Origin of the sequence: Streptomyces sp. NPDC058051 (assembly GCF_042885475.1) — a bacterium.
GTDB lineage: Bacteria > Actinomycetota > Actinomycetes > Streptomycetales > Streptomycetaceae > Streptomyces.
Genome location: NZ_JBHVRW010000012.1, coordinates 1 through 13140 on the forward strand (window position 1 = coordinate 1; position 13140 = coordinate 13140).

General features: G+C 69.9%; 15 protein-coding genes. 3 read left to right on the plus strand and 12 right to left on the minus strand.

Features of this window, described 5'->3' with window-relative positions:
• Positions 1-143: 143 nt before the first annotated feature.
• The 4 genes from ACFVUT_RS19915 to ACFVUT_RS19930 form a co-directional block, all read right to left on the minus strand.
• Positions 144-872, minus strand: coding sequence for a TetR family transcriptional regulator (locus ACFVUT_RS19915; RefSeq protein ID WP_389651084.1), 729 nt, complete (start codon positions 870-872; stop codon positions 144-146).
• A gap of 23 nt (positions 873-895) precedes the next feature.
• Positions 896-1330 (minus strand): thiol-disulfide oxidoreductase DCC family protein, encoded by a 435-nt coding sequence (locus tag ACFVUT_RS19920; RefSeq protein WP_389651087.1) that lies wholly within the window; start codon positions 1328-1330, stop codon positions 896-898.
• A gap of 7 nt (positions 1331-1337) precedes the next feature.
• Positions 1338-1769, minus strand: coding sequence for a hypothetical protein (locus ACFVUT_RS19925; RefSeq protein ID WP_389651090.1), 432 nt, complete (start codon positions 1767-1769; stop codon positions 1338-1340).
• Between the two features lie 67 nt (positions 1770-1836).
• A complete protein-coding gene (locus ACFVUT_RS19930; RefSeq protein WP_389651093.1) occupies positions 1837-3060 on the minus strand; it encodes an MFS transporter in 1224 nt (407 codons plus the stop codon).
• An 86-nt stretch (positions 3061-3146) separates the two neighbouring features.
• Between ACFVUT_RS19930 and ACFVUT_RS19935 the strand changes: the two genes are divergently transcribed.
• On the plus strand, positions 3147-3659 hold the full coding sequence (locus ACFVUT_RS19935; protein WP_389651096.1) for a MarR family winged helix-turn-helix transcriptional regulator: 513 nt from the start codon (positions 3147-3149) through the stop codon (positions 3657-3659).
• 158 nt (positions 3660-3817) lie between these two features.
• Here the strand turns inward: ACFVUT_RS19935 and ACFVUT_RS19940 are convergent, their stop codons facing one another.
• From ACFVUT_RS19940 to ACFVUT_RS19970, 7 genes are all read right to left on the minus strand, one after another.
• Positions 3818-3976: a hypothetical protein gene (locus ACFVUT_RS19940; RefSeq protein ID WP_389651099.1), complete on the minus strand. Its 159-nt coding sequence runs from the start codon at positions 3974-3976 to the stop codon at positions 3818-3820.
• 13 nt (positions 3977-3989) lie between these two features.
• A complete protein-coding gene (locus tag ACFVUT_RS19945) occupies positions 3990-4577 on the minus strand; it encodes a hypothetical protein (RefSeq protein ID WP_389651102.1) in 588 nt (195 codons plus the stop codon).
• A 181-nt stretch (positions 4578-4758) separates the two neighbouring features.
• A complete protein-coding gene (locus tag ACFVUT_RS19950; RefSeq protein ID WP_389651104.1) occupies positions 4759-5517 on the minus strand; it encodes a succinate dehydrogenase iron-sulfur subunit in 759 nt (252 codons plus the stop codon).
• Positions 5517-7271, minus strand: coding sequence for a succinate dehydrogenase flavoprotein subunit (gene sdhA, locus ACFVUT_RS19955; protein WP_389651107.1), 1755 nt, complete (start codon positions 7269-7271; stop codon positions 5517-5519). The genes ACFVUT_RS19950 and sdhA overlap by 1 nt, the downstream gene beginning before the upstream one ends.
• A gap of 29 nt (positions 7272-7300) precedes the next feature.
• Complete coding sequence (locus ACFVUT_RS19960) at positions 7301-7777, minus strand: succinate dehydrogenase hydrophobic membrane anchor subunit (protein WP_389651109.1); 477 nt, start codon at positions 7775-7777, stop codon at positions 7301-7303.
• Between the two features lie 5 nt (positions 7778-7782).
• Positions 7783-8163 carry a succinate dehydrogenase, cytochrome b556 subunit gene (sdhC, locus tag ACFVUT_RS19965; protein WP_072486591.1) on the minus strand — a complete coding sequence of 127 codons (381 nt, stop codon included), beginning with the start codon at positions 8161-8163 and terminating at the stop codon, positions 7783-7785.
• 208 nt (positions 8164-8371) lie between these two features.
• Positions 8372-8980 (minus strand): 2-oxo-4-hydroxy-4-carboxy-5-ureidoimidazoline decarboxylase, encoded by a 609-nt coding sequence (locus ACFVUT_RS19970; RefSeq protein WP_389651114.1) that lies wholly within the window; start codon positions 8978-8980, stop codon positions 8372-8374.
• Positions 8981-9227: 247 nt separating this feature from the next.
• On the opposite strand from ACFVUT_RS19970, the gene ACFVUT_RS19975 reads away from it, so the two are divergent.
• Positions 9228-10832, plus strand: coding sequence for a glycoside hydrolase family 20 protein (locus tag ACFVUT_RS19975; protein ID WP_389651117.1), 1605 nt, complete (start codon positions 9228-9230; stop codon positions 10830-10832).
• Between the two features lie 73 nt (positions 10833-10905).
• Here ACFVUT_RS19975 and ACFVUT_RS19980 read toward each other — a convergent pair whose 3' ends face one another.
• Positions 10906-11802: an AraC family transcriptional regulator N-terminal domain-containing protein gene (locus tag ACFVUT_RS19980; RefSeq protein WP_389651120.1), complete on the minus strand. Its 897-nt coding sequence runs from the start codon at positions 11800-11802 to the stop codon at positions 10906-10908.
• A gap of 87 nt (positions 11803-11889) precedes the next feature.
• Here ACFVUT_RS19980 and ACFVUT_RS19985 point away from each other — a divergent pair, with 87 nt between their 5' ends.
• Complete coding sequence (locus tag ACFVUT_RS19985) at positions 11890-12900, plus strand: aldo/keto reductase (RefSeq protein ID WP_389651123.1); 1011 nt, start codon at positions 11890-11892, stop codon at positions 12898-12900.
• Positions 12901-13140: the final 240 nt, after the last annotated feature.

Genomic DNA, 13140 nt, shown 5'->3' on the forward strand with positions numbered 1-13140 from the left:
GCGGGCGTGTTGGGGGGTTGCGGGCGGGGGGGGCCTGGGGTGGGGGGGGGGCCCGGCCGGGCCGGGGGGGGGCGGGCCCGCCCCCTTCTGCCCGGGGCTCGTCCGCGAGCCGGCCGGCACCTACCGGGCCATGAACGACACGCTCAGTCCTGGCGCTTCACGGCGCCGGGCAGGAACTCCTCCAGCACCCCGTGGATCTGCCGCACCAGCGGACGCAGCGCCCGGAACCGGGAGAGCGCGATGGCGCGGGCGCCGATCGGGGCGGAGCGCTCGACCAGGCGGCGGCTGCGTTCGGTGTGCTCCGTCCGGTCGTACACCCAGTACAGCACCAGGCCCATCTGCATGAGCCACATCAACTCGGGTAGCTGCCGCGCCAGTTCGGGGTCCGTCTTGGCGTCGGAGCCGGCCAGGCACCGCCGGTGGATGGAGATCGCCGCCTCGCGTGCGGCGACCGACTCGGGCGAGAAGGGGCTGAGCGGGCTCTCCGGGTCGGCGGCGTTCTTGAAGAACTGGGCAGCGAAGCGGTGGTACGGCTCCGCCACGTCCAGCCACGTGAGCAGGACCCCGCGCATCCGCACCGCGAGGTCCTTGTCACCGTCCAGGACGGGCCGCACCGCCGCTTCGTGCTCGGCGGCGAGCCGGTCGTAGAAGCCCTGGACGAGGTGTTCCTTGTTCGTGAAGTAGTAGTAGGCGTTCCCGACGGAGACTCCGGCCTCCTGGGCGATGGCCCGCATCGTCGTCTTGTCGTAGCCGCGTTCCTGGAAGAGCCGGAGCGCGGTTTCGAGAATGAGCGTGCGGGTCTGCTCGCTCTTGGGAGCCTTGGCTTCCTTCACGTCCGGGGCTTCCTTCGCGTCCTTCGCTTCCTTCACCACAGCCCCGAGGGTATCCGCCTCGGTCAGCCCCCGGATCCGGGGACCGTGCAGGCACCGTCCCCGGATCCGTCGCCGCAGGGTTTCGCGGTCAGCGACCGGTACTTCGCGGCGGCGAGCACGGTGGCCCGGGCGACCGGTCGGCCCGCCGGGGTGGCCAGCCAGTGGGACCTGGGCCGGTGTTCGGTGAGCGCCCAGAGGCAGACGATCCAGGCGTCGGTGCCCCGGTAGAGCTGTCCCCGGTCGCCGATCACGGTGATCTCGTCGAGCGTTCCGGCGTGGTCGAGCCCGGGGAAGCGGCGGCGCGCCTCGTCGGAGTCCGCCGGAACGAGGTCGAGCGGGACGAGCTGACGCTGCTTCATCAGCCACCGGCTGAGATGGACGCAGAGCAGGCACCGCGCGTCGTACAGCACCGTGAGGCGCTGGACGGAGAGCTCTTGCCCGGTCGTCGCGGTCGTCACGGCGCGCTCAGGCGCCGGTGGCCGGTGCGGCCCACGGACCGTTGCCCGGACCCGTCCAGCCCTGCGGCGGTACGGGCGGGGTCTGCTCGCGCTCCATCATCCCGCGACGGCGGATCCTGTTGAGCACGTAGACGTTGCCCAGGTGCATCACACCGAGCACGAGCAGGACGACACCGAGCTTCACCGACAGTGCCTCGAACAGTCCGCGGGCGTCGGTGACCGCCTCGTCGCTCCTCAGGTAGAGGGTGACGAAGCCCAGATTGACCAGGTAGAAGCCGACCACCAGCAGGTGGTTGACGGCATCGGCGAGTTTCTCGTTCCCGTGCAGCACGTCGGCGAGGAAGACCCTGCCGTTGCGGCTGAGCGTGCGCGCGACCCAGATGGTGAGCGCCACGCTGATGAGCAGGTAGATGACGTACGCGAGCACAGTGAGGTCCATGCCCCACCCTCCCTTGAACGCGTTCAAATTCTGTTGTCATGGACTGTAGACCTGTAATTGAACATGTTCAAGCCGATGCTGCGGCGGCGCTTCGTTGTTTGCCGGGCTCCCCGAAGCGCCGTACGCCCGGCACGAACGCCGTCGCCAGACAGGCTCCGCCGACCGCCACCGCGGCGACGGCCAGGGGGACTTCGGCGCCCCACGCCGAGGCGGCGAGCGGGGCCGCGGCGTAGCCGAGCGGTGTCGCGCCGAGGGAGAGCAGCCAGTCGTAGGAGGTCACGCGGGCCAGGGCGTGCTCGGGTACGGCGGCCTGGACCGCCGTCTCCCAGACCGGATTGAGGAAGCCGAGGCCGGCCTGGGCGACGCCGTACGTGGCGATGGTCAGGGCGACGGGCGCGTGGACGGCGAGAAGGCCGAGCGGGAGGGCGTACGTGGCGAGGCCCAGGTTGGCGGTCAGGACCGGGCGGCGGGGGCGGGCCCGGCCGGCCAGCAGGGAGCCGAGGAGCAGGCCGACCGCGCCGGTCTGGAGGAGGGCGACCCAGGCGCCCTTGCCGCCGAGCTCCCGGACGAAGAGTGCCGGACCCACGGTCATCAGGACGGCTGCCGCGCCGTTCCAGACGGCGTGGGCGACCAGGCTCGTCCAGTACCAGTCGCGGCTCCTGACCTCGGTCCAGCCCTCCTTGAGGTCCGTGAGCACCGAGCGACGGGGGATGGGGACGTGCCGGACGTGCAGGGCGGACAGCAGTGCGGCGCTGACCGCGAAGGTCGCGCCGTCCAGCACGAACGCCCAGCCCGGTCCCGCGGTGAGGATCAGGGCCCCGGCGAGGGCCGGGCCGCCCAGCCGGGTCGCACTCCTGACCACCGCCATCAGTGAGTTGGCGCGCAGCAGCCCCGACTCCGTCACGGTGCCGCGGACCAGTGGTGACATGGTCGGCATCGCGAACGCCCCGGCGGCGCCCCCGATCGCCTCGGCGAGGGCGATCTCCCAGAGCGCGGGGGAGTCGCCGAGCAGCTCCGCGCCGACGAAGAGCTGCGTCGCGCACCGCACGAGATCGGTGGTGAGCGCGACGGTACGGGCGTTGAAGCGGTCGCCCACGACGCCGCCCAGTGGCAGCAGGAGCAGCTTGGGGACCATCGCGCAGCCCAGGACCAGGGCGAGTGCGCCGGTCGAACCGGTGGCCAGGTAGACGGCCAGGGAGAGGGCGGTGGGGATGGCGGCGTCGCCGAGGAGGGAGAGGGTGCGTCCGATGAAGAGCAGGCGGAAGGCGCGCGTGCGCAAGGGGTGCGGCATGCGCGCAATCTATTTCGGTACCGAATTATTCGTCAACGAAGTATCTGGCCCGAAGTGAAGCGGGAGGCCGGGCGTACCCTGTGCCCATGGAGCGACGACGCGACTGGACCGACGGACACGTGGAGCGCTGGAAGCCCGTCCTTCCCGACCTCGATCCCGAGGTCGAGGGCGCGGTGACCCGGATGAAGAAGCTCTCCGTCCATCTGCGCCGGGTGCGCGAACAGTCCCTGGTCGACTTCGACCTGGACCGCCAGGAGTTCGACACGCTCCACAAGCTGGCCGGACGCGGCGGAAAGGCGACCCCCTCCGAGCTCGCCGCCGACCTCGATCTCGCTCCCGCCTCCGTCACCGGCCGGCTGGACGCGCTCGAACGACGCGGTTTCGTCCGCCGCAGGCCCTCCGTCACCGACCGCCGACGGGTCGATGTGGAGCTCACGGACGAGGGACGCGGGACCTGGCTGGGTGCGATGGACGTCCTCGGGCACGAGGAGTACCGGCTGCTCGGCGTCCTCGACAAGCACGAACGCACGCTGCTCAACGACATGTTGCGGCGCATCATGGTGGTCGCCGAGGACCGGGGCGGCGCCGGGTGGGTCTGAGCCCCCGGCACTCGCCCGCTTCCGGCACCCGGCCGCCCGCGTCCGGCACTCGCCCGCTTCCGGCACCCGGCCGCCCGCGTCCGGGGCACGGACCGCCTCAGCCGATCCCTTCGGCCGGGCCCCGGGACTCGGCCGGGGCACCGGGCGCCGGCCCGGAGTCATCGGGATCCGCGACGAGGTGATCGGCCGGCCGCGCCGTCGCCGGGCGCCCCCGGCCGCTCCGGGCTGCGCAGCCGCACGGCCATCGTCCCGGCGTACGCGTGCAGCCGGTCACGGTCCAGCGCGACGACGGCGACGGTGTGCCGGAGACCGGCCATCGTGGGTGGTCCGTCAGATGCTCATCGAACGGGCCGTGTTGAGCTGTGCCATCACCATCTGGAACGTCTCCGGACCGGTGGCCGGGATCATCGTCGAGTGGTGCCTGCCACCGCTGGTCACCGAGACCTGGATGAAGCCGGTCGTCTTCTTCTCCTTCATCAGGAGGAAGAGCAGACCGATCAGGCAGAGCAGCGCGAAGACGATCGCGAGCACGATCGCGACGGTCGGGATCTTCTCCTCGGTGCGTGACAGGTCCGTGGCCGTCCACACCGCGCCCTTGAGGGGCATGGTGCCGGCCGGAGTCACGATCTGGTCGCTCATGACGGTGATGTCGCCGAGCGTCAGCATCGGGGCAGAACCCGCGGTGCCGGGCGGCAGGCCGGGCTGCTGCGGATAGCCGTATCCGGGCATGGTCGGCTGGCCCGCCTGCTCCGGAGGGTAGCCGTATCCCGGGGCCTGCTGGGCCGCTGCCTCCGGCAGTTGCTGCGGGTAGCCGTAGGCCGGAGTGCCCTGGCCGTCCGGGACGGTGGGCGGATTGCCCGGCTGCTGGGGAGTCCCCCACTTGTATGAGTCGTCCGCGTACGGATTCGGATCGCTCAACGTTCCCCGCTTTCGATCAAGCTTTCGCGCTCCGCGCCTTGCTGCGCCGGAGACGGCGAACCGGTGTCCGGTTCCGCATGACCGTACCGTCAAGACCCGGACGGCGCAGCAAGAGGCCCCGCTTCCCGCAGTGTTCGTGCGGAAAACGGGACCTCGGATGCGACGGGTGTGCCTGGGGCGGTCAGAAGCGGCGCGTGATCAGCGCCCGCTTGACCTCCTGGATCGCCTTGGTGACCTCGATGCCACGCGGGCAGGCGTCCGTGCAGTTGAAGGTGGTGCGGCAACGCCACACACCGTCACGGTCGTTGAGGATCTCCAGGCGCTGCTCGCCGCCCTCGTCGCGCGAGTCGAAGATGAAGCGGTGCGCGTTGACGATCGCCGCCGGGCCGAAGTACTGGCCGTCGTTCCAGAACACCGGGCACGAGGACGTGCACGCGGCGCAGAGAATGCACTTCGTGGTGTCGTCGAACCGCGCGCGGTCCTCGGCGGACTGCAGACGCTCACGCGTCGGCTCGTTCCCCTTGGTGATGAGGAAGGGCATGACATCGCGGTACGCCTGGAAGAACGGGTCCATGTCGACCACGAGGTCCTTGAGGACCGTGAGGCCCTTGATCGCCTCGACCGTGATCGGCTTCTCCGGGTTGATGTCCTTGATCAGCGTCTTGCAGGCGAGCCTGTTCTTGCCGTTGATCCGCATCGCGTCGGAGCCGCAGATGCCGTGGGCGCAGGAGCGGCGGAACGTCAGCGTGCCGTCGATCTCCCACTTGATCTTGTGAAGGGCGTCGAGCACACGCTCCTTCGGGTCGATCTCGATCTGGAAGTCCTGCCACTGGGCCTCGTCGGAGACCTCGGGGTTGAAGCGGCGGATCCGGAGGTTGACCGTGATGTACGGGGAGGCGGCGGACTCCGCCTCCACCTTGTCCAGAGTCGGGGTTGCCATCAGTACTTACGCTCCATCGGCTGGTAGCGGGTCTGGACGACCGGCTTGTAGTCGAGCCGGATCGACTCGGTGCCGTCGGCCGAGACCTCGCGGTACGCCATGGTGTGGCGCATGAAGTTGACGTCGTCGCGGTTCGGGTAGTCCTCGCGGTAGTGACCGCCGCGGGACTCCTTGCGGGCCAGCGCGGAGGTCGCCATGACCTCGGCCAGGTCGAGCAGGTTGCCCAGCTCGATGGCCTCCAGGAGGTCCGTGTTGAACCGCTTTCCCTTGTCCTGGACGGACACGCTGAGGTAGCGCTTGCGCAGCTCGGCGATCTTGTCGACGGCCGTCTTGATGGTCTGCTCGGTGCGGAACACCATCACGTTGGCGTCCATGCACTCCTGGAGCTCCAGGCGGATCGCCGCGACGCGCTCGGAGCCCGTCGAGTTGCGCAGCCGCTCGATCTGCTCCTCGACCATCTGCGCCGGGTTCTCGGGAAGCGCGACGAAGTCGTGCTTCGCCGCGTACTCGGCGGCGCCGATGCCCGAACGGCGTCCGAAGACGTTGATGTCGAGCAGCGAGTTGGTGCCCAGCCGGTTGGCGCCGTGCACGGAGACGCACGCGACCTCGCCGGCGGCGTACAGGCCCGGGACGACGGTGGTGTTGTCGGCCAGTACCTCGCCCTCGACGTTGGTCGGGATGCCGCCCATGGCGTAGTGCGCGGTCGGCTGGATCGGGATCGGGTCCGTGTAGGGCTCGATGCCGAGGTACGTGCGCGCGAACTCGGTGATGTCGGGGAGCTTGGCGTCCAGCTGCTCCGGCGGCAGGTGCGTGAGGTCGAGGTAGACGTGGTCGCCCTCGGGGCCGCAGCCGCGGCCCTCACGGATCTCCGTGTAGATGGAGCGGGACACGACGTCACGGGACGCGAGGTCCTTCATGACGGGCGCGTACTTCTCCATGAAGCGCTCGCCGTCCTTGTTGCGGAGGATGCCGCCCTCACCACGGGCGCCCTCCGTCAGCAGGATGCCCATGCGCCAGATGCCCGTCGGGTGGAACTGGAAGAACTCCATGTCCTCCAGCGGCAGGCCCCGGCGCCAGGCGGCGGCCTGGCCGTCACCGGTCAGGGTGTGCGCGTTCGACGTCACCTTGAAGAACTTGCCGGTGCCGCCGGAGGCGAAGATGATCGCCTTCGCCTGGAAGACGTGGATCTCGCCGGTCGCCAGCTCGTACGCGACGACGCCCGCGGACTTCTTGACCCCGTCCACGTCCTGGAGCAGGAGGTCCAGGACGTAGAACTCGTTGAAGAACTCCACGCCCTCCTTGACGCAGTTCTGGTACAGCGTCTGGAGGATCATGTGGCCGGTGCGGTCCGAGGCGTAGCAGGACCGGCGGACCGGGGCCTCGCCGTGGTTGCGGCTGTGGCCGCCGAAGCGCCGCTGGTCGATGCGGCCCTCGGGCGTGCGGTTGAACGGCAGGCCCATCTTCTCCAGGTCGAGGACGGAGTCGATGGCCTCCTTCGCCAGGATCTCGGCGGCGTCCTGGTCGACCAGGTAGTCGCCGCCCTTGATCGTGTCGAAGGTGTGCCACTCCCAGTTGTCCTCCTCCACGTTGGCGAGCGCGGCGGCCATGCCACCCTGCGCGGCGCCCGTGTGGGAGCGGGTCGGGTAGAGCTTCGTGAGCACGGCGGTACGGCTGCGCTTCGTGGACTCGATGGCCGCACGCATTCCGGCGCCGCCGGCGCCGACGATGACGGTGTCGTACTTGTGGATCTGCATGATTTCCTCTGGTCCCTCTGGCCCGGCGCCTAGCGGATGTTCGGGTCGAAGGTGAAGATCACCAGCGTGCCCAGCAGGACGGTGAAGACCGTGGCGGTGTACAGCAGCATCTTCAGCCAGAAGCGGGTGTTGTCCCGCTCGGCGTAGTCGTTGATGACCGTACGGAGACCGTTGGCGCCGTGCAGCATGGCCAGCCACAGCATTCCCAGGTCCCAGAGCTGCCAGAACGGCGAGGCCCAGCGGCCCGCGACGAAGGCGAAGCCGATCTTGGAGACGCCGCCGTCCAGCACCAGCTGAATCAGCAGGTGGCCGATGACGAGGACGACCAGGACGATGCCCGACAGGCGCATGAAGAGCCAGGCGTACATCTCGAAGTTGGTGCGCGAACCCTTGGGGGTCTTCTCGGTCCGCTTGCGCGGCGGCTCGATGACCGGGGCCGGGTGGTCCGCGTCGTAGAGGCTGACGCCCTCGACGGAGCCGATCGCGGCGGAGGACTCGGTGGACATTGGCCTCAGCTCCCGAAGACTTCGCGTACGGCGTGACCGAGGACGGGGTACAGGGCCCCGACCATCAGCACGACCCAGATACCCACGACGGACCAGAGCATCTGCTTCTGGTAGCGCGGGCCCTTGGCCCAGAAGTCCACGGCGACGATGCGGAGACCGTTCAGCGCGTGGAAGAGGATGGCGGCCACCAGGCCGTATTCGAGGAGCGCGACGATCGGCGTCTTGTACGTGGCTACGACATCGTCGTACGCCTCGGGGGAGACGCGGACGAGCGCGGTGTCCAGGACGTGTACGAACAGGAAGAAGAAAATGAGGACACCGGTGACTCGATGAGCCACCCAGGACCACATGCCTTCCCGGCCGCGGTACAGCGTTCCAGCCGGCACGGAAGAACCCTCCGGGAGCGGGGATTGGGGCCGGCCGGCTTGACTGTCGGTCTGACCCGGCCGGGTACGGTCCACCGGCCCTGGCCATCGTAGCGACGCTTTGTCGGTTCGCTCGCCCGGGGGCCTCTGGTGTGATCAAAGTGGCAATCAAACAGCCACGGACGGGCTAGTAAGGGGCCGGTCACCCGCGCTGACCGGCCCCGTTCTGTTATGAACCCGAGACCAGCGCGATGAGGCGGCCCCGGGCGAGTCGTCGCATCTCGTCCGCCGTGACCACCCGCTCCTGGTCGGGGTCGTGGCCCAGCCTGGCCCGGATCCCCGCGAGCACCTGGTCCGGCTGTTCGGCGGGCTCGTACCCGTCCAGGCAGATCACGAAGACATGGCCGAAGCGGCATTCGTACGCCGCGTGCGCGGCCCGCAGCGCGAGATGCGCGGAGTGCGGCGCGGCGTGGTGCAGCCCCGGGGAGACCTCCGCGGCCAGCGCCTCGGCGAGATCCGCCGGGGGCAGGTCGTAGCCCGCTTCATCGGCGGCGGCCAACAGCGCGTCCAGGTCGGGGTACGGGCGATGGGCGGCCACCCGCACCGCCCAGCGGCGGCTGCCGCAGCAGTCCAGCAGGGCGGCCTCGGCCTCGGCGGACGGTGCGGTGTTGAAGCGGTCGAGGGCGGCGGTGCGGGTCGGAGCCGGGCCGGAACTCTGGACGGGGACGGCCGTCGGGACGTCCGGTCGCCGCGGTCGGTCGGGAAGGCCGGCGTGGGACTCGCTGGACCTGGACAGCGTGGGCTCCTCGAAGCAACTCGACTGGCGGCATCGGTGCACCTGGAACCGGGCGGGACTGATGAGACCAGGTGGATGCAGGGTGAAGAGGGTGAAGGGAGAGACGAATGTGCCTCAAAACTATCGAGGCCGGGCAACTGTCGTCCGACGGATGCGCGAACTTCACCCGGACGGGAGAGTTTCGGAACACCTGATGGGGCGTATTCCGTCTGATCGACCGTTTTCCAAGGAGAATGACCGGCTATCCCCTCACTTCCGCCTCATTTCCCCTTCCGGAGGTTTCTGACCGATGTCGCCCTCACGTGGCGCTCTCGTGACCTGTGCGGTCCTCACCGCGGCGGCCGCCGCGACGATCGCCGTCGTCGTCTGGCCGGAGAGCTCCGACAGCGGACCGGCGGGAGAGGCGGGATCCCGCACCCCGTTGCGAGCCTCCGTCACCCCCTCGCCGACCCGGAGCTACCCGCTCTCCGCTCCGCCCCGCACCATTCCCGCCGTCCGTGAGCACGTCGCCGCCCGCGGACCCGGCTGGCGACCCGGCGCCGACGCCGGAGTCGTCATCGCCCCGGGCAGCGGGGCGCTCGCGGACGAAGGGCAGCTGCTCGCCGGGGAACTGAAGGTCCGCTACCGGGGTGCCGTCCCCGCCCGCGCGGGCGACGTGGAACTGGTCCTCACCCCGGGCAAGGGCACCCCCGAGTCGTACACCCTCGCCACGCGCGACGGACGGGTCACGATCAGCGGCCCCGACCAGGCCGGTGTCTTCTACGGAACCCGCACCCTGAAACAGTCGGTGCGCGCCGACGGCCACATGCCCGAGGGTGAGGTGCGCGACCGCCCCGACCGGCCGCAGCGCGGCCTCAACCTCGACATCGCGCGCAAGTTCTACACCGTCGCCTGGATCGAGGACCGGCTGCGCGAGATGGCCGACCTCAAGCTCAACCAGCTCGGCCTGCACTTCTCCGACGACCAGGCGTTCCGTATCCAGTCCGACACCCACCCCGAAGTGGTGTCGCCGCAGCACCTCACCAAGGCACAGGTGCGGCAGATCGTCGACCTCGCGACCCGGCTGCACATCGAGGTCGTCCCCGAGCTCGACTCCCCGGGCCATCTGGGCGCGGTCCTGCGCGCCCACCCCGACCTCCAGCTGCGCAATGTGTCGGGTGTCCGCTCGTCCGGATCGCTCGACATCTCCGACCCGGGGTCGGCGAAGCTCATCGACGAACTGCTCGTCGAGTTCACCGGGCTGTTCCGCGGCCGGTACTGGCATCTCGGCGCCGACGAGTACCTCGCCCTGACGGCCCGGGATCCGGCCGCCTCGTACCCGCAGCTGCAACGCGCCGCGGAGAAGAAGTTCGGAGCGAAGGCCGGCGTCAAGGACCTCGCCACCGGCTGGCTCAACGACCGCGCCGCGGTGGTGCGCCCGCGCGGCAAGCAGCCCAAGGCATGGAACGACGGCTTCTTCCGTGACGGAGTCGTCCACGCCGACAAGGGCATCGAGGTCGAGTACTGGACGGGCAAGGAGATCGGGGCCCGGCCGCCGGAGGAGTACCTGAGCGAGGGGCGGCCCGTGGTGAACCTCAACGACGCGTTCCTCTATTACGTGCTCGGCCAGCCCAACAACTTCGTCTACCCGACGGGCCAACGCATCTACGAGCAGTGGACCCCGCTCGTCCTGCGCGGCACCCAGCCGGTTCCGTCGCGCTACTCCGGACAGATCCTGGGGGGCCGCTTCGCCGTATGGGGCGACCTGCCGAACGCACAGACTCCGCAGCAGGTGGCCCAGGGCATCCGGATGCCGTTGCGGGCCACGGCCCAGAAGCTGTGGAACCCGGGCAGACCGGCGCTGAGCTGGGATCAGTTCCGTGCGCTGGCGGCGCGGATCGACGCGGCGGGCTGAGCGGGACGCGGAGGGCAGTCGCGGGAGACGGCGGCTGCCGGGACGTTCGGTCTCGTCGAGGCCGTCGGCGGATCTATTGCCCCTGGGGTGCGACGGTGCCGGTGTCGGTGAGTCGGGCGCGGAGCCGGGCTGCGTCCTGTCCGGGCGGGAGGCCGTAGGCGCTGCGGTACTCGCGGTTGAACTGGGTGGCGCTCAGATATCCGACCGCCTGCGCGATCTGCGAGGCGGTGGCATCGCCCGCGACCAGGCGCTGCCGGGCCACCTGCAACCGCAGACGCTTCTGGTACTTGAGCGGGCTCATGCCCGTCGCTGCTTTGAAGTGCCGGTGCAGGCCGGCCGGGCTCATATGCGCGACGGCGGCGATCGCGTCGATGCTGAGCGGCTCTGCGTACCGGTCGCAGATCCATCGGGCCACCTCACGCACCCGGCTCGTGGCCGAGTCGGCCAGGGACCACTGGCGCAGGATGGGGCCGAGCGAACTGCGCAGCAGCCGGTAGAGGACCTCGCTCTCGATGCGTGGAGCGAGAGGGCGGATGTCCTCAGGGGTGTCGAGGAGTTCGACCCAGCGGGTGACCGCGTCGACGAGCTCCGGTGTCATGGGTGCACTGACCTGTCCTGGTGCCGCTGAGGTGGCCGCCGGGCCGGTCTCGTCCAGCTCGATGAGCAGATCGGCGAGCACCCGGCCGTCGAGCTGCATGACGGCAGACCGGTAGGGCACCTTCTCCAGGTCGACGGCTACCGGCAGGTCGACAGTGGTGAGGAGCATATTGCCGGCGCGTACGACCTGGCTCAGATCTCCCGAGGTGGTGCGCTTCGCCCCGTCGGCGACGAAACAGATCATCGGCTCGTACAGCAGCCCGGTGGGCTCGATGGGCTCGTCCGCCGCGGCAAGGGACAACCGCGGAATCCTGCTGTCCGGGCCCGGTCCCGCACGGTGCCTGTCGATGGCCGCCGCAAACCGCTCCAGCACGGCGCACTCCTCTGCTGAGACGATCAGGCAATCTTACGTGACCGGTGCCCCATGCTCCCGGGGTGCCGAATCCCTAGCGTTGAGCGCATGACACAGCACACGACGAACCTCCCCCGCCGGATTCTGGGCGGCCAGGGGCTGCAGGCCGGGGCGCTCGGCCTGGGCACCATGGGCATGACCATCGCCTACGGGGCCCCGGACGAGCGGAGCAGCACCGCCACGATCCACCGCGCCTACGAACTCGGCGTCACCCTCTTCGACACCGCTGAGCTGTACGGCATGGGTACCGGCAGCAACGAGCAACTCCTCGGCCGCGCCGTGAAGGGCTTCCGGGACGACATCGTGATCGCCACCAAGTTCGGCTTCGACCTCAGCGACCCGGCCAGGATCGGAAGGGCCTTCGACAGCCGTCCCGAGCACATCCGCGAGGTCACCGAGGACAGTCTCCGTCACCTCGGCACCGACCACATCGACGTGCTCTACCAGCACCGCGTGGACCCGGGAGTCCCTATCGAGGATGTGGCCGGCACGGTCGGAGAGCTGATCACCGAAGGCAAGGTGCGCTACTTCGGACTGAGCGAAGCCGGCCCCGAAACCATCCGGCGGGCCCACGCGGTGCATCCGGTATCGGTGCTGCAGACCGAGTACTCGGTGTTCGAGCGCGCCGTGGAGGCCGCGGTCCTGCCGGTGGTCCGGGAACTCGGCATCGGCTTCGTGCCCTACTCGCCCCTCGGCCGCGGCTTCCTCACCGACGCCGTCAAGCCGGCCGCCGCATACCCCTCCGACGACATGCGCAGCGCGGACGACCGCTGGCAGCCCGGCAACTACGAGAAGAACCTCGCCGCAGTCCGCGAACTGACCACCCTGGCAGCGAGCAAGGGCGGCACGGTCACCCAACTGGCCCTGGCCTGGCTGCTCGCGCAGGGGGACGACATCGTGCCCATCCCGGGCACCCGCAGCCCGCGGCGTCTGGAGGAGAACGTGGCCGCCGCGCAGGTCGCCCTCACCCCCCAGGACCTCAGGCGCATCGAGGAAATCCTGCCGCACGGAGCGGCCGGCTCCCGCTACAGCGAGGCCGCGCTGCCGGACTGGACATAGTCAACGAAACGCCTCCGCGCCGACCGACCACCCATACCGGGCCGCAGAGGAACTGTCACGTTCATGTTCTTCGCGGTCCTGCAACGGGGCCGCCGGCCTCCGGGCCCGGCATGACCGCTGCCCCTGTCGACGACATGACCCGGGGGTGGTGTCACCGGGCCCGGAAGCTGTTGTCACAGACGCTGATGCGAGGCACGGCCACCGTGCAGTCCGGCCGCATGCCGGACGGACGCCCGGCCT

Bases quoted from the DNA above. Each gene is read 5' to 3' on its own strand.
- ACFVUT_RS19940 (WP_389651099.1), bottom strand. From the start codon at position 3,976: ATGGCCGGTCTCCGGCACACCGTCGCCGTCGTCGCGCTGGACCGTGAC.
- ACFVUT_RS19930 (WP_389651093.1), bottom strand. From the start codon at position 3,060: ATGCCGCACCCCTTGCGCACGCGCGCCTTCCGCCTGCTCTTCATCGGA.
- ACFVUT_RS19985 (WP_389651123.1), top strand. From the start codon at position 11,890: ATGACACAGCACACGACGAACCTCCCCCGCCGGATTCTGGGCGGCCAG.
- ACFVUT_RS19935 (WP_389651096.1), top strand. From the start codon at position 3,147: ATGGAGCGACGACGCGACTGGACCGACGGACACGTGGAGCGCTGGAAG.
- sdhA (WP_389651107.1), bottom strand. From the start codon at position 7,271: ATGCAGATCCACAAGTACGACACCGTCATCGTCGGCGCCGGCGGCGCC.
- ACFVUT_RS19925 (WP_389651090.1), bottom strand. From the start codon at position 1,769: ATGGACCTCACTGTGCTCGCGTACGTCATCTACCTGCTCATCAGCGTG.
- ACFVUT_RS19950 (WP_389651104.1), bottom strand. From the start codon at position 5,517: ATGGCAACCCCGACTCTGGACAAGGTGGAGGCGGAGTCCGCCGCCTCC.
- ACFVUT_RS19975 (WP_389651117.1), top strand. From the start codon at position 9,228: ATGTCGCCCTCACGTGGCGCTCTCGTGACCTGTGCGGTCCTCACCGCG.
- ACFVUT_RS19960 (WP_389651109.1), bottom strand. From the start codon at position 7,777: ATGTCCACCGAGTCCTCCGCCGCGATCGGCTCCGTCGAGGGCGTCAGC.